This window comes from Shewanella sp. ISTPL2 (assembly GCF_013283205.1).
Taxonomy (GTDB): Bacteria; Pseudomonadota; Gammaproteobacteria; order Enterobacterales; family Shewanellaceae; genus Shewanella; species Shewanella oncorhynchi.
Genome location: NZ_JAAPAV010000001.1, coordinates 2,538,085 through 2,559,937 on the forward strand (window position 1 = coordinate 2,538,085; position 21,853 = coordinate 2,559,937).

17 protein-coding genes and 1 tRNA gene are annotated in these 21,853 nt (G+C 46.3%); 10 read left to right on the forward strand and 8 right to left on the reverse strand.

Going from position 1 to position 21,853, the window contains the following annotated elements; genetic code table 11:
• Positions 1 to 156 precede the first annotated feature (156 nt).
• The 6 genes from potA to gabT all read left to right on the forward strand — a co-directional run bounded on the left by potA (position 157) and on the right by gabT (position 7,365).
• Positions 157 to 1,293, forward strand: coding sequence for a polyamine ABC transporter ATP-binding protein (potA, locus tag HUB64_RS11240; RefSeq protein WP_028760881.1), 1,137 nt, complete (start codon positions 157 to 159; stop codon positions 1,291 to 1,293).
• Positions 1,290 to 2,195: an ABC transporter permease subunit gene (locus tag HUB64_RS11245; protein WP_028760880.1), complete on the forward strand. Its 906-nt coding sequence runs from the start codon at positions 1,290 to 1,292 to the stop codon at positions 2,193 to 2,195. The genes potA and HUB64_RS11245 overlap by 4 nt, the downstream gene beginning before the upstream one ends.
• Complete coding sequence (locus tag HUB64_RS11250) at positions 2,192 to 3,007, forward strand: ABC transporter permease subunit (RefSeq protein ID WP_105249905.1); 816 nt, start codon at positions 2,192 to 2,194, stop codon at positions 3,005 to 3,007. Before HUB64_RS11245 ends, HUB64_RS11250 begins: the two co-directional genes overlap by 4 nt.
• A gap of 262 nt (positions 3,008 to 3,269) precedes the next feature.
• Positions 3,270 to 4,556 (forward strand): FAD-binding oxidoreductase, encoded by a 1,287-nt coding sequence (locus tag HUB64_RS11255; protein ID WP_173497018.1) that lies wholly within the window; start codon positions 3,270 to 3,272, stop codon positions 4,554 to 4,556.
• Positions 4,557 to 4,606: 50 nt separating this feature from the next.
• Complete coding sequence (gabD, locus tag HUB64_RS11260; protein ID WP_173497019.1) at positions 4,607 to 6,055, forward strand: NADP-dependent succinate-semialdehyde dehydrogenase; 1,449 nt, start codon at positions 4,607 to 4,609, stop codon at positions 6,053 to 6,055.
• Between the two features lie 32 nt (positions 6,056 to 6,087).
• Complete coding sequence (gabT, locus tag HUB64_RS11265; RefSeq protein ID WP_173497020.1) at positions 6,088 to 7,365, forward strand: 4-aminobutyrate--2-oxoglutarate transaminase; 1,278 nt, start codon at positions 6,088 to 6,090, stop codon at positions 7,363 to 7,365.
• Between the two features lie 145 nt (positions 7,366 to 7,510).
• Here gabT and HUB64_RS11270 read toward each other — a convergent pair whose 3' ends face one another.
• Positions 7,511 to 8,518 (reverse strand): LLM class flavin-dependent oxidoreductase, encoded by a 1,008-nt coding sequence (locus HUB64_RS11270; RefSeq protein WP_173497021.1) that lies wholly within the window; start codon positions 8,516 to 8,518, stop codon positions 7,511 to 7,513.
• Positions 8,519 to 9,030: 512 nt separating this feature from the next.
• Positions 9,031 to 10,596 carry a peptide MFS transporter gene (locus tag HUB64_RS11275; protein WP_028760874.1) on the reverse strand — a complete coding sequence of 522 codons (1,566 nt, stop codon included), beginning with the start codon at positions 10,594 to 10,596 and terminating at the stop codon, positions 9,031 to 9,033.
• 419 nt (positions 10,597 to 11,015) lie between these two features.
• Here HUB64_RS11275 and mak point away from each other — a divergent pair, with 419 nt between their 5' ends.
• The gene (gene mak / locus HUB64_RS11280) at positions 11,016 to 11,912 is read left to right on the forward strand and encodes a fructokinase (RefSeq protein ID WP_028760873.1); all 897 of its coding nucleotides are present in this window, start codon (positions 11,016 to 11,018) and stop codon (positions 11,910 to 11,912) included.
• A 230-nt stretch (positions 11,913 to 12,142) separates the two neighbouring features.
• A complete protein-coding gene (locus HUB64_RS11285; RefSeq protein WP_105249900.1) occupies positions 12,143 to 14,263 on the forward strand; it encodes a methyl-accepting chemotaxis protein in 2,121 nt (706 codons plus the stop codon).
• Positions 14,264 to 14,506: 243 nt separating this feature from the next.
• Here HUB64_RS11285 and HUB64_RS11290 read toward each other — a convergent pair.
• From HUB64_RS11290 to rpsU, 5 genes are all read right to left on the reverse strand, one after another.
• Positions 14,507 to 14,583: transfer RNA gene (locus HUB64_RS11290), tRNA-Ile, on the reverse strand.
• Positions 14,584 to 14,837: 254 nt separating this feature from the next.
• A complete protein-coding gene (gene rpoD, locus HUB64_RS11295; protein ID WP_105249892.1) occupies positions 14,838 to 16,676 on the reverse strand; it encodes an RNA polymerase sigma factor RpoD in 1,839 nt (612 codons plus the stop codon).
• A gap of 135 nt (positions 16,677 to 16,811) precedes the next feature.
• Positions 16,812 to 18,536, reverse strand: coding sequence for a DNA primase (dnaG, locus tag HUB64_RS11300; protein WP_173246187.1), 1,725 nt, complete (start codon positions 18,534 to 18,536; stop codon positions 16,812 to 16,814).
• An 83-nt stretch (positions 18,537 to 18,619) separates the two neighbouring features.
• Complete coding sequence (locus HUB64_RS11305; protein ID WP_028760869.1) at positions 18,620 to 19,063, reverse strand: GatB/YqeY domain-containing protein; 444 nt, start codon at positions 19,061 to 19,063, stop codon at positions 18,620 to 18,622.
• A gap of 6 nt (positions 19,064 to 19,069) precedes the next feature.
• Positions 19,070 to 19,285, reverse strand: coding sequence for a 30S ribosomal protein S21 (gene rpsU, locus HUB64_RS11310; protein WP_006080725.1), 216 nt, complete (start codon positions 19,283 to 19,285; stop codon positions 19,070 to 19,072).
• 215 nt (positions 19,286 to 19,500) lie between these two features.
• On the opposite strand from rpsU, the gene tsaD reads away from it, so the two are divergent.
• Positions 19,501 to 20,517, forward strand: a complete 1,017-nt coding sequence (gene tsaD, locus HUB64_RS11315) for a tRNA (adenosine(37)-N6)-threonylcarbamoyltransferase complex transferase subunit TsaD (protein ID WP_131523062.1) — start codon at positions 19,501 to 19,503, stop codon at positions 20,515 to 20,517.
• A gap of 83 nt (positions 20,518 to 20,600) precedes the next feature.
• Here tsaD and plsY read toward each other — a convergent pair whose 3' ends face one another.
• Positions 20,601 to 21,212: a glycerol-3-phosphate 1-O-acyltransferase PlsY gene (gene plsY, locus HUB64_RS11320; protein WP_028760867.1), complete on the reverse strand. Its 612-nt coding sequence runs from the start codon at positions 21,210 to 21,212 to the stop codon at positions 20,601 to 20,603.
• A 268-nt stretch (positions 21,213 to 21,480) separates the two neighbouring features.
• Here plsY and folB point away from each other — a divergent pair, with 268 nt between their 5' ends.
• Complete coding sequence (folB, locus tag HUB64_RS11325) at positions 21,481 to 21,831, forward strand: dihydroneopterin aldolase (RefSeq protein ID WP_173246184.1); 351 nt, start codon at positions 21,481 to 21,483, stop codon at positions 21,829 to 21,831.
• Positions 21,832 to 21,853 lie beyond the last annotated feature (22 nt).

A 21,853-nucleotide genomic window follows, 5' to 3' on the forward strand; every position in this document is an offset into this window, starting at 1 on the left:
TTGCCCCCAGCTTGGCAAACTTCTATGTCCAATCCTATGCATAGTTAATCCACGTATAGGATTTGACACAGTTTGTTTAACCACTTTTCATTCATTAATCGTGTTGAACCTAGAGTTTGAGCGTATCTACGCCTCATTTTCGGGTGGAGAAGTACTATGGCAATCACCTCGAGCGTCACCAATAAACCGACAACAAAGACGCAAGAAAAAGTACTGCTCAAGATTGAGCGGGTAAGCAAATTATTCGATGACGTGCGGGCTGTCGACGATGTGTCATTAACTATCAATAAAGGCGAAATTTTTGCCTTACTTGGCGGGTCTGGCTCGGGTAAGTCAACACTACTGCGCATGTTGGCGGGTTTTGAAAAGCCCACCTCTGGCCGTATTTTCCTTGATGGGGAAGATATCACTGATTTACCGCCATACGAACGTCCCATCAATATGATGTTTCAATCCTATGCTTTGTTTCCCCACATGACAGTGGCACAAAACATTGCATTTGGTTTGAAGCAAGACAAGCTGCCTAAAGCCGAAATTGAACAGCGTGTGCAAGATATGCTGAAACTCGTGCATATGGAGCAATACGGTAAGCGTAAACCGCATCAGTTATCCGGTGGTCAGCGCCAGCGTGTTGCACTGGCCCGTTCATTGGCGAAACGACCTAAATTATTACTGCTCGATGAGCCTATGGGCGCATTGGACAAAAAACTGCGTACCCAAATGCAGCTAGAAGTGGTTGAAATCCTTGAGCGTGTCGGTGTGACCTGCGTGATGGTGACCCACGATCAGGAAGAAGCCATGACAATGGCTGGTCGAATTTCGATCATGAGTGATGGCTGGATTGCTCAAACTGGCTCGCCAATGGATATTTACGAAAGCCCGAACAGTCGTATGATTGCCGAGTTTATCGGTACTGTGAATTTGTTTGGTGGCGCGATTGAAGTGGATGAAGTCGACCATCTGATCATTAAGTCCAATGATTTGGCCCAACCTTTCTATGTCGGTTATGGCGTCACGACTAACGTTGAAGATAAGAATGTTTGGTTAGCAGTGCGTCCCGAAAAGACCATTATTAGCCGTGAACAGCCTGAAGGTCAGTACAACTGGGCGAAAGGAATCGTGCATGATATCGCGTATTTAGGCGGTATTTCAGTCTACTACATTCGTTTAGAGAATGGTCAAATCGTACAGTGCAGTATGACTAACCGTGAACGCCGCGCCGATCATGCCACATGGGATGACGAAGTGTTCATTAGTTGGGAGGACACCAGTGGCGTGGTGTTGAGATCATGAAGAAACCCATTAAATTAAAGTGGCTTAAGGGCCGCTTCTGGACCATAGGTATTCCCTACGCTTGGCTGCTGCTGTTTTTTGCCTTACCGTTTGCGATTGTCCTTAAACTGAGTTTTTCGACGGCGGCGATTGCTATCCCGCCCTATGAAGCAACATTCCAATATGCTGACGATGTATTAAATATCTTCCTGCATTTGGGTAACTATTTGATGTTGCTCGATGATTCGCTATATTACATGGCTTATCTCAGCTCATTGAAAATGGCGTTAATTTCGACCTTGGGTTGCTTGATTATTGGCTACCCAATGGCCTATGCCATTGCCCGTGCCCCTGCGCGGTTGCAAACCGTGCTGCTGCTGTTAGTTATGTTGCCTTCTTGGACCTCATTTTTAATCCGTGTTTACGCTTGGATGGGGATCTTAAGTAACACTGGTATTATCAATAATTCACTGATGTGGTTGGGGATTATTTCTGAGCCGTTACAGATCCTCAATACCAATATTGCCGTGTATATCGGCATCATCTATGCGTATTTACCCTTTATGATTCTGCCCTTGTACGCCACCTTAGTGAAACTTGATATGAGTTTGATTGAAGCTGCGTCTGACTTGGGTTCAAGCCGTTTGAATACCTTCTGGAAAATCACCTTCCCGCTGTCAAAAAGTGGTGTGATTGCCGGTTCTATGTTGGTGTTTATTCCTGCCGTGGGTGAGTTTGTGATCCCTGAGCTACTCGGTGGTCCCGACTCCTTGATGATAGGTCGAGTGTTATGGCAAGAGTTTTTCAATAACCGCGACTGGCCTGTGGCTTCGTCACTGGCGATTGTGATGTTGGGTCTATTGATTATTCCGATTACTTTATTCCATCGCTATCAGGCGCGTAGTTTGGAGAAAGACCTATGAAAAAATTAAGCTTTTCTTCAGTGATGCTCTGGTTTGGCTTGTTTTTCTTGTATGCACCTATGTTAGTGCTGGTGATTTATTCCTTTAACGACTCTAAATTAGTGACAGTATGGGGCGGATTTTCACCTAAATGGTATGGCGAGTTATTTCAAGACCAACAGATTTTAGATGCTGTATGGACCAGCCTGCGGATAGCATTTTATAGCTCAACTATGGCGGTTATTATCGGTACTATGGCAGCCTTTGTGATGACACGCTTTAAGCGTTCATGGGCAAAACTGACCCTGTCGAACATGATTACTGCACCGCTGGTAATGCCTGAAGTGATTACTGGTCTGTCTTTGCTTTTACTGTTTGTGCACATGGCAGATTTGTTGGGCTGGCCCAGAGAGCGTGGCATGATGACAGTGTGGATTGCACACTCAACATTTTGTGCTGCCTATGTGGCTGTGGTGGTGTCTTCAAGATTGCGCGAGCTTGATATGTCAATCGAAGAGGCGGCAATGGACTTAGGGGCAACACCGCTCAAGACTTTCTTCTTGATCACTGTGCCTATGATTTCGCCGGCGCTGGTGGCGGGTTGGTTGTTGTCATTCAGTTTGTCCTTAGACGATTTAGTGATCGCAAGTTTTGCCTCAGGCCCTGGTGCAACGACCTTGCCTATGGTGGTGTTCTCTTCTGTACGTTTAGGGGTTTCTCCTAAGATCAATGCCTTAGCGACGCTGATCATACTGTGTGTTTCACTCATCGCTTTCCTTTCTTGGTATATGGCAAGACGGGCAGAGAAACGCGACCGTACACCAATGAACTAGTTAGCTTAATTTTGGGATGGCTTTGGTATTGCCAAAGCCATCCTTGATATTTGTCACCGCTCCCATCACCCGCTTTGCTTTGCAGGCTAGTCCTGTTACTCAAGATCACCAGAATCGAATCACTGAGCTAAAAATAATCGCGTGTTTGATATATCAAACAAAATGTAAATTATTGCGCTTTTCTGGCTAGTGTTTCGTTTTATGAAGGTGTAGGATGTGATGGCTGTTTAAAATAATGAACATTAGAATTCAAGGGAACAACATGTCTGCCATAGCTCACGCTGGATCATATTATGCGGCATCGGCCAACGATAAGGTTGAACGTCCGCGTCTACAGGAATCGATTGAAGCCGATGTTTGTGTGATTGGCGCAGGTTATACAGGTCTTTCTGCCGCGCTGCATTTATTAGAATCTGGCATGAGTGTGGTGGTGTTAGAAGCCGCTCGCATTGGCTGGGGCGCCTCGGGCCGTAATGGCGGACAAATCGTTAATAGTTATAGCCGTGACATTGATACTATTGAAAAAACAGTCGGTAAAGAACAAGGTAAACTCTTTGGCCAAATGGCCTTTGAGGGCGGGCAAATCATCCGTGATCGTATTGCTAAGTATAATATTCAATGCGATCTAAAAGATGGCGGCGTGTTTGCCGCGATGAACGAAAAACAAATGGGCCATCTACGCCATCAAAAACAACTGTGGGAAAGCCACGGCCATGTTAATCAGCTCGAACTTCTCGATGCTAAAGGTATTCGCGGTGTGGTAAATTCTGAGCGTTATGTCGGTGGTCTACTCGATAAAAGCGGTGGCCATATTCACCCGCTTAATTTAGCCCTAGGCGAAGCGCGCGCGGTTGAATCCCTCGGCGGTAAAATTTTTGAAGACTCAGCGGTGTTGAGTGTCGATGAAGGCGATAGTCCAGTTGTGCATACGGCGCAGGGCAGTGTCAAAGCTAAGTTTGTGGTCGTGGCAGGTAACGCTTATTTAGGTAAGTTAATGCCTGAGTTGCAGGCGAAATCTATGCCCTGCGGCACGCAAGTGATTACCACAGAGCCTTTGAGTGCCGATCTGGCTGCGAGCTTATTACCACAGGATTACTGCGTCGAAGATTGTAACTATCTGCTCGATTATTTCCGTCTGTCTGGCGACAAGCGGATGATTTACGGCGGTGGCGTAGTGTATGGTGCCCGCGATCCGGCGGACATTAAATCGATCATTATTCCAAACATGCTCAAAACCTTCCCACAATTAAAGGATGTGAAGATCGATTATGCGTGGACGGGTAACTTCCTACTGACGCTGTCGCGCCTGCCACAGGTCGGTCGTATCGGTAAGAACATCTATTATTCACAGGGGTGCAGTGGCCACGGTGTCACTTATACCCATCTGGCAGGCAAGTTACTTGCTGAAATGCTCAACGGCCAAGCCACGCGCTTCGATGCCTTTGCTGCATTGCCACATTATCCTTTCCCCGGCGGTCACGCACTTCGCGTCCCTTTTAGTGCTATCGGAGCTTGGTATTACACGTTAAGAGACAAACTAGGTCTTTAACATCATCACTTTTAAGAAGCTAGGTAGCTTCACAATACGAGGAAATCCTTGTGCAATTAAATGATCCGAGTTTGCTACGTCAACAGTCTTTTATTAATGGTCAATGGTGTGATGCCGTTTCTGGTGACACGCTAAAGGTGGTTAATCCTGCAACCAATGCCGTGATTGGTTACGTTCCTAATATGGGACAAGTTGAAACTGAGATGGCGATTAAGGCGGCAGAAGCGGCTTTACCTGCATGGCGCGCACTCACAGCCAAAGAGCGCGGCGCTAAGTTAAGGCGTTGGTTTGAATTACTCAATGAAAACAGTGATGACTTAGCATTGCTCATGACGACTGAGCAGGGTAAACCGCTGGCAGAAGCCAAAGGTGAAGTAACCTATGCCGCTTCGTTTATCGAGTGGTTTGCCGAAGAAGCGAAACGTATTTATGGCGATACCATTCCTGGGCATCAAGGGGATAAGCGCTTGATAGTAATTAAGCAGCCTGTCGGTGTAACCGCCGCGATTACGCCGTGGAACTTTCCTGCCGCGATGATCACCCGCAAAGCCGCTCCAGCGTTAGCTGCGGGTTGCACTATGGTGGTAAAACCTGCGCACCAAACACCCTTTACCGCATTAGCGATGGCTGAACTTGCTAAGCGTGCCGGTATTCCTGCGGGCGTATTTAGTGTGTTAACGGGTGATGCGGTGCAGATTGGTAATGAAATGTGTGCTAATCCCATAGTGCGTAAGCTGTCTTTCACTGGCTCAACCAATATCGGTATTAAATTAATGGCGCAATGTGCGCCTACCTTAAAAAAACTGTCGCTAGAGCTTGGCGGCAATGCACCATTTATCGTATTTAACGATGCCAATATCGATGCCGCTGTCGAAGGCGCCATGATAGCTAAATATCGTAATGCCGGCCAAACCTGCGTCTGCGCTAACCGCATTTATGTGCAAGACGGTGTATACGACGAGTTTGCCTTAAAACTTAGCACTGCTGTTGGCAAGCTTAAGGTCGGAGAGGGCATCAACGAGGGCATCACTACGGGTCCGTTGATCAATACTGCCGCGGTCGAGAAAGTACAGAGTCATCTTATCGACGCTATCGCTAAAGGCGCCTCTGTGATCGCGGGCGGCAAAGTTCATGATCTTGGCGGTAATTTCTTCGAGCCAACCGTGCTCACCAATGTCGATAAAAGCATGCTTGTTGCCCGCGAAGAAACCTTTGGTCCACTCGCGCCGCTGTTTAAATTCAGCGATGTCGACGATGTGATTAAACAAGCTAATGATACTGAATTTGGCCTCGCCGCCTATTTCTATGGTCGCGATATTTCATTGGTGTGGAAAGTCGCCGAAGCCTTGGAGTACGGCATGGTTGGGGTCAACACTGGCTTGATTTCGACGGAAGTCGCGCCCTTTGGTGGGATGAAATCTTCAGGGCTTGGCCGTGAAGGCTCTAAGTTCGGTATCGAAGAATATCTAGAAATCAAATACATCTGCATGTCCGTTTAATACGGTCCGATTTGGCGAGTGAGGAAGACTAAATGACAACAACCAATGATTCATTGATGGCACGTCGCCAAGCCGCAGTTGCGGGTGGTGTCGGGCAAATTCACCCTATTTTTACCGCCCGCGCCGAAAATGCGACTGTGTGGGATGTTGAAGGTCGCGAGTTTATCGATTTTGCGGGCGGCATTGCTGTGCTTAATACCGGTCATCTTCACCCTAAAGTGAAGGCGGCGGTTGCGGCTCAGCTGGATAATTTCTCCCACACTTGTTTTATGGTGCTCGGCTACGAGAGCTATATCCAAGTATGTGAAAAGCTCAATCAACTGGTTCCTGGGGATTTTGCCAAGAAGACGGCACTATTCACTAGTGGTTCAGAAGCGGTTGAAAACGCAGTTAAAGTGGCGCGTGCCTATACCAAACGTGCTGGCGTGATTGCGTTTACGTCGGGCTACCATGGTCGTACTATTGCGGCCTTGGCATTGACCGGAAAAGTCGCGCCTTACAGTAAAGGTATGGGACTGATGTCGGCGAATGTGTTCCGCGCTGAGTTCCCGTGCGAAATGCATGGCGTGTCCGATGATGATGCTATGGCCTCGATTGAACGTATCTTTAAAAATGATGCCGAGCCGAGTGATATCGCCGCCATTATTTTAGAGCCAGTGCAGGGCGAGGGCGGTTTCTACGCTGCATCGCCCGCCTTTATGCAACGTTTACGCGCACTATGCGACCGTGAAGGCATTATGCTGATCGCCGATGAAGTGCAAACAGGCGCGGGCCGTACTGGCACTTTCTTCGCTATGGAGCAAATGGGTGTTGCTGCAGATATCACGACCTTTGCCAAATCTATCGCGGGTGGTTTTCCACTCTCAGGTATTACCGGCCGCGCTCAAGTCATGGACGCAGTGGGTCCCGGTGGTCTTGGCGGTACTTATGGTGGTAATCCGTTAGCGTGCGCTGCTGCGCTTGCTGTCATTGAAGTGTTTGAAGAAGAAAAGTTGCTAAAAAGGGCTAATGCCATTGGTGAGCGCATTAAGTCTGCCCTGAATGTAATGCAGGTCGAACATGCGCAAATCGCCGATGTGCGTGGTTTAGGCGCGATGATCGCCATCGAACTGATGGAAGAAGGTAAACCTGCACCGCACTATTGCGCGCAAGTGTTGAGCGATGCCCGTGACCGTGGATTGATTTTATTATCCTGCGGTACTTACGGTAATGTGCTGCGCATTTTGGTGCCATTAACGGCGCCGGATGCACAAATTGATGCAGGCCTTGGTATTCTTAACGCCAGCTTCAATGCCGTACTGAAAAGCTAATATCACTTTGATATAAAAACGGTTTTAGATGACAGTTTTGCATAATAAAAATCCCGCTTCGGCGGGATTTTTATTGGGGCGATTGTTTTGGAGTTGGCTGTTTTTACTGCCAGTGACTTTCAGCACTCATCAGTTAAATGAATCACTACTTTTTAATATCCATTAGGATCTGTAATGCTTTTTTGCGTTTATCAAGATCATACAAGTCGTTGGTAAAGATAAACTCATTCACGCCGAGTTCTTTTACGATCATTTCCAAACGATGCTTAATCGTCGCTGGGCCACCAGTAACTGATAAACCTAAGAAATTATCGACATAGGTTTCTTCTTGCGCACTCCATAAGCCATCCATAGTGTCAACTGGTGGCTTTAGCCATAACTCGTGACCACGGATAAGTGCCAGTACGCGCTGTTTTGAGGTCGTGCCCATATATTGCGCCTCTTCATCTGTATCGGCGGCAACTAGCGGCAAACCGAGCATCACATAGGGTTTATCAAGCACTTGAGAAGGTTTAAAGTCGCGGCGATAGATTTCAATCGCATCGTAGAGAAAGCGTGGTGCAAAGTGGCCCGCAAACACATAGGGCAAACCGCGCTGCGCCGCTAACTGTGCGCTAAAAAGACTCGAGCCCAATAACCAAATTGGCACATTAGTACCTTCTCCGGGAATCGCTCGCACCGCATGGCGACCATTGTAAGGACCAAGTAGAGTTTGTAATTCACTGACTTCTTCGGGGAATTGTTCGGCGCGACTGGTATCACGGTTCAGTGCTCGGCTGGTAATTTGATCGCTGCCGGGCGCGCGGCCTAGTCCTAAATCGATTCGACCAGGATATAAGCTTTCAAGGGTACCGAACTGTTCGGCGACCACTAAAGGCGCATGGTTTGGCAGCATAATCCCACCCGCGCCGACGCGAATACGCTGAGTATTGCCAGCAATATAGCCAATTAATACCGAGGTCGCCGCGCTAGCGATACCGGGCATATTATGGTGTTCTGCAAACCAAAAACGATTAAAGCCGAGTCTGTCGGCTTCCTTGGCATACTGCAAACTGCTGTGCAGCGTTTCACCCACGGTTGAGCCTTGGCGCATGGGCGCGAGTTCCAATAGCGAGAAGGGAATATCGGCCAATATTGATGTCTGTTGTGACATAGTGTCTCCAAGTGACTGCCGTTTTTGCTAGCGACAACAAGAGGCGCTAACAGTGTTAGTCGCATAGTGAAGAACAAGCGTTAATGGCTCAGTCTTGATGAATAAAAGATATTCAGTGTTATTGATATGGGGCTAAGTTCCGTGCTTCTCAAGCTTGAACGGCTAACTCTTTTCCCTTCGTTATTTCATTAGTCATGTCAATTTGAGTTTGCACTTGAGCAGCGCTATTAAACCGAGTGCGTCCGAGTCCATACTTGCTTTGTAACAAATCGAGGGACTGAAGTCATCTGCGTGTGAGGGCCGATAATGTGGAACTGAAGTTCTTATTCTCAGCAACTCAGCGCTAAGCCAGTCACAGTAGAATTGCATGACTTTCGCTAAAGCTCATTTGGTTATGAGTAGCAATATAAGGGTATAAACGATGTTGAATGAAGTGATAAAAAAACTGCCGATAGCAGGGCTATCGGCAGTTAATGTTATGCAATAGAAAAATCGCTATTGTCAGTCGAGCATTACTGCTCGGCTTTCACATCCCGTAGCGATGCCGCAGCACTTTCATTAATATCATGATCAGCAGCATTGTTATGTGAATGGTGAGTCTCAGTCAGGCGACGCATCAGAGGTAATACCGCAAGTGCGATAAAGGTACAGACCACAGCGGCTATACCCAATTTATTAAACAGACTTGTGTATACGGGTAAGGTTTGCAGTGGGTCGACTAAATCTTTGGGGACACTGGCGAAGTTAGCAACCACACCGCCCAGATACTGTGAAATACCTGATGCGACGAAATAGGCACCCATCATAAAGCCGCCCATACGTGCAGGTACGTAGCGAGCAATCATGGCAAGTCCAAGACCACTCACCAGCAATTCCCCTAAAGAGTAAGAGGCATAGCCCCAGATCATGATCCATGAAGAGGTTTTACCATTGACTGCAAATTGGCCCGCAAAGCCATAGATAAAGAAGCCAATTGCCACAACGGCAAAACCGAGGGCAAACTTCGCCGCGATAGAAAAGTCTTTATCATTGCGTCCAGCCCACGAATAGCTCCATGCGAGTACTGGACTTAATACCATAATCCATAATGGATTTAATGCTTGGAACTGGGCAGGTGACCAAGTCCACAAGTGGGTACCAAAAACTTGAAAATCCCAATCCACGTTACGCAGGGCAAACAGCGCGAGTGACGTTGACATTTGTTGATAGAAAATAAAGAAGAACACGGTTTGCACGGTAAGGATCAGCGCTGCAATCAGTCCTGCTCTTTCACTGGTTTCGCTGGTGCGGATCAAGTGGAAGAAGATTGCCAATACGGCTACGCCTGCTGCATAAACGAAGACGCGCGCGACAGCTTCATATTCAAGAATAATGGCTGAAGCGACAACCGACAATGCGGATAGACCCAATACAATCGCGAGGTTTTTCTTGTTCACTGGGCGAGTATCTGGCTCAGAACCGTAATGGACTAGACTCTTACGCATGAGTGCATAGTTACCTAACCCCACCAATATACCGACACAGCACACAGCAAAGGCCGCGTGCCAGCCAAATTCGTTGCCATACTGGGCGTTAACGTAATCTTTAATCCAAGGCGTGAGCAACATAGAGAAGGTCGAACCTACGTTTACCGCCATATAATAGATGGTAAAAGCACTGTCGATTTTAGAATCGTCACCTTCGTAAATCTTACGAACTAAGTTACCCGCATTCGGCTTGAATAGGCCGTTACCGACCACAATCACGCCGAGCGCTGAAAACATAAACCACGTATTTTCAGTAGGTACGGCCATTAGCGCATAACCCAGAGAGAGGATCCCCGCACCGAGCAGCATAGTGCGTTTGGTGCCGAGAATTTTATCCCCAACCCAGCCACCAATCGCCGGTGATACATAAATAAGTGCCGCACAGGCACTCCATACTAAGTTTGCACGTGAGTCATCAAAGCCAAGGCGCTGCACCATAAAGTACACAATCAGCGCTTGCATGCCGTAATAACCAAAGCGTTCCCATAATTCGATAAGAGACACAGTCATAAATGAATGTGTTTTACTTACCGGAGCAGTCCCAATAGTCATATCGCTTGCTTCCAACATTGTTGTTTTAATATTTGAGCTCAAAAGTATAAGGCGATAACCAATTCAAACCAATGGCAGACATAGGCAAAAACAGACTTTGTTACAAATGACCTTATCAATTTTAAGGTGGATTTAAGCGGGGACAGTTCTATCTAAGTTTTTCTGCTGCGTATAAATCAAGGAACATTCGCAGTACTATCGGATAAGCAGATAATGGCATGTGCGGGTATGCGCTATGGTGTATTTAAATACATTGAGGTTGATTGCTGTTTGTCCAGCAGGCATAGTGCGCTTGGAAATTCTAATGTAGATAACTTTAAAACGAAAAGTTCTACTTAGCAGCGTCTCTACAGTTGCAGATATGCATCAGGTTGTTAATGCACCGCTTTGCGTTAAATATATTTAAACGGAGTATATGAATGTTACGAATTGGTATCGATCTTGGTGGCACAAAAATCGAGGTAGTCGCATTAGATAGCGATGGTAACGAAGTCTTTCGTAAACGCATCCCGACACCGAGAGAATATGTTGCGACAGTCAATGCTTTGGTTGCATTGGTAACTGAAGTCGAAGACAGCCTGCAGCAAACCGCCACTATCGGGATTGGTATTCCTGGGGTTGTTTCTCCTTTTACTGGCCTAGTAAAAAACGCTAATTCAACTTGGATCAATGGTCATCCACTCGATGTGGATCTGGGGACTCGATTAAATCGTAAAGTAAAAATTGCTAATGATGCGAACTGTTTTGCCGTATCAGAAGCGGTAGATGGCGCAGCCGCAGGAAAGTCCGTTGTATTTGGTGCCATTATTGGAACGGGATGTGGTGCTGGTATCGCAATTAAAGGCCAAGTACATGACGGTGGCAATGGTATTGGTGGTGAGTGGGGCCATAATCCTTTACCGTGGATGAAAGCCGATGAATTTAATACCACGACGTGTTTTTGTGGTAATAGAGACTGTATCGAAACGTTTATATCTGGAACAGGCTTTGTTCGCGACTTTCGCGCTGCGGGCGGTGTTGCTGACAGCGGTATTGAAATTGCCCAAATGATGCAAGCGGGAGATCCGCTGGCAACTCAAGCATTTAACCGCTTTATTGATCGTTTAGCCCGTTCATTGGCCCATGTGATCAATATGATGGATCCTGATGTTATCGTCCTTGGTGGCGGCGTGTCTAACATCGATGCTATTTATACCGAATTACCGAAAATTTTGCCGCTCTATGTGGTTGGCCGAGAGTGCCACACACCCGTTGTTAAAAATTATTATGGTGCTTCATCGGGGGTGCGTGGCGCCGCTTGGTTGTGGGGACGCTAATCCTAGACTCAATCAAGAATAGTGTTTGATATTAAAGGCTGAATTCATTTATTTGAATTTGGCCTTTTTTTGATTTAGTCATTCAAAAGTTTTACATTCCATTGACAACTCTTTATCTTAAGTACTGGTAATTCTTACCCTAAGTGCTATTTTTAATGCTGTATAGAAAGTATAAAAATAAAGTAGATCAAAATAATTACGCTATTGTCGTTCTCTTGGGAGTTTACTAGATGAAGCATTTGTCCATCAGTACTAAGTTGTTGTGGATTACATCAGCATTATTTTTATCGATAGTGGCTATTTTATCTATCAGTTTATGGTGGACACTGTCGGCTCAAAACGCGCAATTATCGGATCAAGTTCAAAATACCCTACAAACTGAAACGCGGGATAAACTCGAAGCCCGCGCCGGTGAATATGGCGAAATGGTCGCTGGATTTATTAACGAAGCCTATCGTATTCCTTACTCTTTTGCCGGTATGGTGGAGAGTACGGCAGAAGAACTTCCCTTAAAGCGTGATCGTTTAGAACTCACTGTGGCGGCTGTGCTTAAGAAGAATGCGCAAGTTTCCTCCATGTATGCCCAGTTTGAACCTAATGGTTATGATGGGCTCGATACTGAGTTTCTGAATATTAATTCCAGCCACAGTGTCACGACATCAGGTGCCCTAGAGGTTTACTATACCCGTGATGACAATGGCACTGTTGCACATCAACAGGTTGAAGATTCGTCAGAAAAATACCTTACTAGCCTAAATGAATTTGGGATCCGTGATGCAGAATGGTATTTATGCGGTAAAGAAACCTTAAAGCCCTGTCTAATGGAGCCGTATTTATACGAAATCACTCCCGGTAACAAAGCATTAATGACCTCGCTAACTGTTCCTGTGCTTAAGCGTAAACAGTTTATCGGTGTGGTCGGTGTTGATTTAAACTTACCCGTCTTTCAAACCCTTATCGATAAGTTATCTAAGAGCCTCTACGATGGGCAAGCGAAAGTAACTTTATTGAGTACCCGCGGTTTAGTGGTTGCAGCAAGTCATTACAGTAAAAAGGCTCGTCCTTTAGCTGAGTCTATAAATCCAGCTATTGCCTCACAAATCATATCGTTACACAAGAACTCGGGTTACATGGTTAACGATGATGAAATTATTGTTGCCTACCCAATTAAGATCCCTTTAGCGAATGCCGAGTGGTCCTTAGTGATCCAAGTGCCAACTGCGCAGGCGTACAAGAGTTCGATTGTGTTGAATAATGATATGGATGAAATGGCAACTTCCTTGGGAAGTTTGTTGCTCATGGTCGGTGTTGTCGTGTCGATTGCTGCTGTGATTACGATTAGCCTAGTGATCCGTAGCATTATTTCACCCTTAAAGATGATCCAAGGCCGTGTAGAACACCTGGCAAGCGCTGATGGCGATTTAACGCAATCGATAGAAGTGGACTCCCATGCAGAGTTGATTGCGTTAGCAAAAGGTTTCAACTCCTTTATTTATAAACTGAAAAACCTGATTGCCGAGCTTAAAACTCTCGCGAGTCGTTCTCAGGAAGAAAGCCAAGCTTCAGCGAAAATTGCCCAGCTCACGCGTGATAGTGTCAATCGTCAATATGGTGAAATTGAGAGTGTGGTAACGGCCGTAAACCAAATGAGTGCCACTGCACTTGAGGTTGCTAAGGCGTCTGAGCAAACCGCTGCAGAAACAGAAGCTATGTCACGCAACATTCGTCACAGTGAAGAAAGTCTGACTAAGGCGATGGGCTTTGTGGCGACTATGTCTAAAGAGTCAATGGAAGCTAAGCTGGCCGTGAGTAAAGTTGCAGACAGCAGTATGAATATTAGTCGTATTCTTGAGGTGATCAGCTCCATTGCCGCACAAACAAACCTGCTGGCATTAAATGCGGCGATTGAGGCGGCGAGGGCGGGTGAACAAGGACGGGGTTTTGCTGTGGTGGCTGACGAAGTCCGTGCGCTGGCATCTAAGACTCAAAGCTCGACGAATGATATTAGTACTCTTATCGATGCACTGCAAAAAGAAGTTCAAAGTGCTTCTGGCATCATAGATAAAGGCGCTGAACGGGCACAAATGGCCGTATCTCAAACTGAGCAAGCGCTGAACTCATTGAACTCTATGGTGAGTCAAATTGAAGAAATCTCTGGGCAGGTGACCCATATCGCGGCAGCGGCAGAAGAGCAGAGCGCGGTGACTGAAGAAGTTAATCGCAATATTACAGGCATTTCTGATTCGGCTTCTGAACTTGCGCGTCTTGCGGGTGAAGCACAGCAAAGCAGTGTAGTTTTAGCAAACTTAGTGAAGCAGCAACATGAGCAGTTAGGCAAGTTAAAAACCTAGCACTCAGATATTTGTGGAATTAGCTCATTGATTTTAAATAGGCTCTTTGATTGTGTTGCTGCTTAACACTTATCAAAGAGCCTATTTTTATGGATATTTAAATAACATCGAATAGGCTAAAAATTTAAAACAGTTCAGCGAGGGGAATGTGTAAATACACGGATATTGTGTGATAACTAGCGGAGATCAGTTTTTAGATACAAAAAAGCCCATTGAATCAATGGGCTTTTTTGTTGAATCGGGTGGTGGCCCCTCACGGACTTGAACCGTGGACCTAACGATTATGAGTCGTGTGCTCTAACCAACTGAGCTAAGGGGCCGACTTAAGGTAATCGTCATTACCTGAAGCGGGAGGAAGTATACTAAGCTTACTTACGCTTGTCACCCGTGTTTTGGCTGGAAATTCACGCAACTGATTCAATTGGTTATCTGTTAATCAACTTAAATGCTATCGTCGCCTAAATTTAAGGCTTCGATACTGTGCTTGTGCATAAATTGAGGTGATAAAGACAATAAAAAGCCCTGCATGGGCAGGGCTTCAATCCATCTTGGATGACTTTAGGCTTGTAACGGCCTATTCATCTAGGAACGATTTTAAGATTTCTGAGCGTGAAGGGTGACGCAGTTTGCGCAGTGCCTTAGCTTCAATCTGACGAATACGTTCACGGGTCACGTCGAACTGTTTACCCACTTCTTCAAGTGTGTGGTCAGTGTTCATATCGATACCAAAACGCATACGCAGCACTTTCGCTTCACGGGCGGTTAGACCTGCTAACACTTCGTGAGTGGCGTTTTTCAAGCTTTCGCTGGTCGCAGAATCCAGTGGTAATTCGAGGGTTGTATCCTCGATAAAATCACCTAAATGCGAATCTTCATCGTCACCGATTGGGGTTTCCATGGAGATAGGTTCTTTAGCTATTTTCAGTACCTTACGGATCTTATCTTCCGGCATCATCATACGCTCAGCCAGTTCTTCAGGTGAAGGCTCGCGGCCCATTTCCTGTAGCATTTGGCGAGAGATACGGTTCAGCTTGTTGATCGTTTCGATCATGTGTACTGGAATACGAATCGTGCGCGCTTGGTCGGCGATAGAACGGGTAATCGCCTGACGGATCCACCAAGTTGCATAGGTCGAAAATTTGTAACCACGACGGTATTCGAATTTATCCACGGCTTTCATTAAGCCAATGTTACCTTCTTGGATTAAGTCCAAGAATTGCAGACCACGGTTGGTGTATTTCTTCGCGATAGAAATTACCAGACGTAAGTTGGCTTCAACCATTTCTTTCTTCGCACGGCGAGCTTTGGCTTCACCGATTGACATACGACGGTTGATGTCTTTTATAGCAGAAATTGCTAAGCCGGTTTCTTCTTCAACTGCTGCAAGCTTGGTACGACAACGAATGACGTCATCTTCAACCATTCTTAGGCCTTCGGCATAAGGTTTCGTTGAGGCTTTCTCAGTGTTGAACCAATCGAGGTTGGTTTCGTTGCCAGTGAAGAATTTGACGAAGTTTTTCTTCGGCATTTTGGCTTGTTCAACGCACAGTTTTAATACTAAACGTTCTTGAACACGCACGCGGTCCATCATAGTGCGCATGCTTTTGACTAAACGGTCAAACTGCTTAGGCACTAAGCGGAATTCTTTGAAGATTTCGCCGATTTCGAAGAGGGCTTTTACCGATTCAGGGTGTTCACGGCCCTTAGCTTCGATAATTTTCAGTGCGCTTTCGTAAGCGGCTCTGAGTTGACCGAATCTTTCACGAGCTTCTTCAGGATCAGGCCCTTTGTTGCCTTCTTCTTCATCTTCGCTGTCATCGTCATCTTCTTCGTCATCTTCATCGTCCAGCTCTTCTTCAGATAATTCTGAGCCGATGTGAGTGGCGGTCGGGGCGACGTCATCTTCGTCCGGGTTTACAAATCCAGAGATAATATCAGATAAGCGCAGTTCGTCGGCTTCAAATTGGTCGAATTGCTCAAGGATCATAGCGATCGCTTGTGGGTATTCGGCGACTGAACTTTGAACTGTGTTGATGCCTTCTTCGATGCGTTTGGCGATAACAATTTCGCCTTCGCGGGTCAGAAGCTCAACGGTACCCATTTCACGCATGTACATGCGTACGGGATCGGTTGTGCGGCCAAGTTCGCTTTCTACTGTTGCCAGTGCTGCGGCGGCTTCTTCTGCTGCATCTTCGTCTGTGTTGTCTTCCGACATCATCATGTCATCGGCATCGGGGGCTTCTTCGAACACCCGGATACCCATGTCATTTATCATCTGGATAATATCTTCGATCTGGTCAGAATCGACCATGTCTGCAGGTAAGTGATCGTTCACTTCTGCATAGGTTAAGTAACCTTGCTCTTTACCTTTGGCAAGCAACAGCTTAAGTTGCGACTGCGGAGTATGATCCATAGATATCATCCAAGTTGGGAAACTGTTACAACGACGGACACTTAGCATAAGCCAAGTGCCGCGCAAATCGTCAATTATAGCCGTGTGCACATATCTGTGCTAGTCACTGGGGCAGCGAATGAGGACATTTTTGCCTCAGTTTAACCCTTTCATGACTGAGATCAGCTTCGAGAGCTGTATCTTCTCTTCTTTTGTATGAGTCTGTTTTAGACTCAATTCCTGATATCGTTGTTCAATATATTGATTGTTCAACCAAACCAGGGTTTGTTTAAACTTTTCGAGCAAGTTTTCATCCGCCACTTGATGGTCCCATTGGGCCAATTTATGGAGAGTGCCGCTGTAGGGGTGCTCTCGGAATTGTTCAAGTAGTTGTGCGCTGTTTAACGTTTGCTCTCGAGTCATCTCCAATAACAGTGGCAGCAATTCTATGCCTGGCATCTGCAAGTGGGCGAGTGCGGGTTGTGGGGGTAAACCCATACCCAGTTTAGGATGTTGTACTAACAGTGCGATGGCGAGTCGCAATGGTGTTCCGCGTCCTTTTAATCCTTTACTTGCCATTGGTTTAGCTTGTTTCACGCTAAAGCCTAGCTTCTTTTTCATATCTTCAGAGCTGTTCATTCCTAACTTGTGAGCTAAGTTCTCAAGTAGTAAATTTTGCAGCACAGTGTCTTGAATTTTTTCAATTAAGATAAAAGCTTGTTTCGCTAAGTTGCCTTTATCTGTACCGTATTTTGTCGCTAACGTATCAAACAGAAACTCGGGTAGTGCAATGGCAGAGTCCATTAAGGTTTCAAATGCATCTTTACCAATTTTACGTACCATAGAATCAGGATCTTCGGCCTGAGGCAGGAACATAAATCGCACTTGATCGCCCGGCTTTAATAATGGCAATGCCGTTTCTAAGGCGCGCCATGCCGCTTCAGTACCTGCTCTGTCGCCGTCGTAACAGCAAATCACTTCTTTAGCGCTGCGCAGCAAAAGCTGAAATTGCTCTGCTGTGGTCGAGGTGCCTAATGATGCGACAGCATAATCGACGCCAAATTGCGCCAATGCCACCACATCCATATAGCCTTCAACGATCAGTACTTTGTCTGGATCGCGATAGCGCTGCTTTAGTTCATAGAGACCATAAAGCTCATTGCCCTTATGAAATATGGGCGTTTCTGGAGAATTCAAGTATTTGGGTGTGCCATCACCTAAAACTCTGCCACCAAAACCAATGACTCGTCCGCGCCTGTCGCGGATAGGAAACATGAGGCGGTCACGAAATCTGTCGTAACGTTTCCCACTGTCGTTGCTAATTAACATACCTGCAGTCAGTAACTTATCCTGTGCATCTTGATTCTGACGATAGCGGCCCAATAAGCCATCCCAACCGTCTGGCGCAAAGCCAATACCAAAATGTTCTACTACATCATCGGATAAACCGCGATAGGCAAGATAATCGATAACTTTTTGTTTATCTTGGTGTTGTCTAAGTTGGTTTTGAAAGTAAAGGCTTGCTTCTTCCATGAGTTGATATAAGTCACGACTTAAACCGTCATCATGTCGCTTGCCTGTGCCTTGTTCTCTGGGAACCTCTAATCCAAGCTGGCCCGCCAAATCTTCAATGGCATCAATAAAATCGAGTCGGTCATACTCCATCACAAAATCGATGGCGTTGCCGTGAGCACCGCAGCCAAAGCAATGATAGAACTGTTTATCACGGCTGACGGTAAACGAAGGTGATTTTTCGCTATGAAAAGGACAACAGGCCGAGTAGTTCTTACCCGCCTTTTTCAAGGGCACTTTACGATCGATAAGTTCGACTATGTCAGTGCGAGCGATTAGCTCATTGATAAAATCACGAGGTATTGCCATTGAGTGCTTAAAATCCCGCCTTGCGCGAATTTAAACAAACAAGCCGCGCATAGGCACGGCTTGTTCATACAGTGAAACGCTAATTATTGCAATTTAGCACGGATCATAGCGCCGATAGCGCCCATGTCTGCACGTCCTTGCACTTTAGATTTCAATGCTCCCATTACTTTGCCCATATCCGCCATGGCGGATGCACCTACTTCTACAATAGTTGCATCGATGAGCGCCGCGATTTCCGCCTCTGTAAGAGGGGTAGGCAGGAAAGCTTCAATAACTTGAATCTCTGCTGCTTCCACGTCGGCCAACTCGTTACGACCCGCTGCTTCAAATTGAGCAATCGAGTCACGACGTTGTTTCACCATTTTGGTTAAGACCGCTATAACCTGTTCATCAGTCAGAGATTCGCGTGTATCCACTTCAATCTGCTTGATGGCGGCTAATGCCATACGAATAGTGCTCAAGCGCGCCTTCTCTTTGGCGATCATGGCCTGTTTCATATGGTCTTTTAGCTGATCAATTAGGCTCATATGAGATTAATATAAACGTACGCGACGTGCGTTTTCGCGAGAAAGCTTCTTAGCTAAACGTTTAACTGCAGCTGCTTTTGCGCGCTTACGTGCAGTAGTTGGCTTCTCGTAGAATTCACGAGCACGCACGTCGGCTAAAATACCAGCTTTTTCACAAGAGCGCTTGAAACGACGCAGAGCTACGTCGAATGGTTCGTTTTCACGTACTTTAATAATTGGCATACGCCATCACCCCTTAGGTGTAGGTTGTTCTGGTTCAATTGCTCGAACCAAGTCTATTTAAAATGGTGCGGAATTTTATACCGAGACACCTAGGCTTGTAAAGCCCTAAAACTGAGCTCAGTCCTATAGTGGACTCAATATGGCCTGCGTGACTGGAGTAATTGAGCGCTTGCAGGTAGAATTGGCGCCCTTTAGTTAGCAATTGATGAGACACCATGCGGGTTTTAGGTATTGAAACATCCTGTGACGAGACAGGTATCGCCGTCTATGACGATGAACTGGGCTTATTATCTCATACTTTATACAGTCAGGTTAAGCTGCATGCTGACTATGGTGGTGTGGTGCCTGAGTTGGCGTCACGTGACCATGTGCGTAAAATTGTGCCGCTTATTCGTCAAGCGCTGAAAGATGCGAATACTGAAATTGCTGATCTCGATGGGATTGCCTATACCAAGGGCCCAGGTTTGATTGGTGCTTTGCTTGTTGGCGCCTGTGTGGGGCGGTCTCTGGCATTTGCTTGGGACAAGCCTGCCATTGGTGTGCATCATATGGAAGGACATCTACTGGCGCCTATGCTTGAAGATGACGCGCCCGAGTTCCCATTTGTGGCCTTATTGGTCTCTGGTGGCCATTCTATGTTGGTTAAAGTCGACGGGATTGGCCGCTATGAAGTATTAGGCGAGTCTGTTGATGATGCTGCGGGTGAAGCGTTTGATAAAACAGCGAAGTTAATGGGGCTGGATTATCCCGGCGGTCCGCGTTTAGCAAAGCTTGCTGCTAAAGGTTTACCTGCAGGGTATAAGTTTCCGCGGCCTATGACCGATAGACCTGGACTCGATTTTAGCTTTTCGGGTCTAAAAACCTTTACCGCTAATACCATTGCTGCCGAACCTGACGATGAACAGACTCGTGCCAATATTGCGCGTGCTTTTGAAGAAGCTGTGGTTGATACGCTAGCGATTAAATGTCGCCGTGCACTGAAGCAAACAGGCTATAACCGCTTAGTGATCGCCGGTGGCGTGAGTGCGAATACGCGCTTAAGAGAAACCTTGGCCGAAATGATGAGCTCGCTTGGTGGACAAGTGTTTTATCCCCGTGGTGAGTTTTGTACCGATAACGGCGCTATGATTGCCTTTGCAGGATTGCAGCGTTTAAAAGCGGGGCAGCACGAAGATTTGGCGGTAAAAGGTCAGCCAAGATGGCCGTTAGATACCTTGCCACCTGTGGCATAAAACGCCTTTGATGTTGATAGGTTATGTTGAGACAAAAAAACTGCGCTTATAGCGCAGTTTTTTATTGGAATAATGTTGTCACATTAAGATTTTTTAGGTGTTTTTTTACGTGAAACTTTGGACTCTTCACCTTTAAGTAGCCGTTGGATATTGTCTTTATGACGAATAATGATAAGCGTCGATAGCATGGCAACGGGAATGGTAAATCTGTCGTCTAACCACCAAGTATAAAGTGGTGCAAGCAATGCCGTCAGAATGGCTGCAAGGGACGAGTAGCGGCTAATTAAGAGTAGAACAATCCAAGATGCCATTAAGCAAATGGCTAAATCATCGCCAATGGGAGCCATAGCACCAAAAGCTGTTGCGACACCTTTCCCCCCCTTAAATCCAAAAAATACGGGATAAATATGCCCAAGGCAGGCGGCGATAGCGATAAGTCCGAGTGAGACTGCATCTATGCCCATCAGATAGGCTAAATAAGATGGCAGGGCGCCTTTGAGCATGTCGAAAAACAACACCATGGCAGCCGAACTCGCGCCGCCAATTCGCAGTACATTGGTAGCTCCCGGATTACCTGAACCCTGTAATCTTGGATCGGGTAAACCCCTCATTCTACAAACCAGCACAGCACTCGAGATTGAACCAGCCAAATAGGCGGCCAAAATCATCAAAAGTGTCAGTGTTAATGGACTCACATTGGTTTCCTTACGCGTCTTAAGGTATTATCGCGCAACAATTTAAAAAGCTGACTCAGTTGTCAATCCCGCTATAGGTTTGTGGAATAACTCGCCCATTTGAGGTTGAGATATTTTCTGAATGAGCAAATCCTTTTAGGGCGTTATCCTACTGTGGATTGGCTCGAGTAGAAAGCAAATTAGTTATCTGTCAGAAGATTGCGGATTATACAGCTAGGATCGCTTTTAGCTTATCAGACCTCATAGTAGTAAGTTAGTTGGAGAAAGCATGGATAAAGTACTTATACGGCAATTACGCGTTGATACTGTGATTGGTGTCTACGAGTGGGAAAAGACAATCCATCAGAGCCTGTTGCTAGATTTAGATATGGCGTGGGATAACAAACCTGCCGCCGCGACAGACGATTATCAATATGCGCTTTGCTATGAGACAGTTTCCAATCGATTAACAGAACTTATTACTGAGTATCCAATCGAGTTAATCGAAACGGTTGCCGAGCGCGTAGCGGATTGCTTACTTCAAGAATTTAACGTGACTTGGGTGAAAGTTGTCGTGATGAAGCCGGGGGCAGTCGCTACTGCCGCATCGGTTGGCGTTGAGATAGAGCGTTCACGTTAGATAAGAGTTTGATCAACTCTAC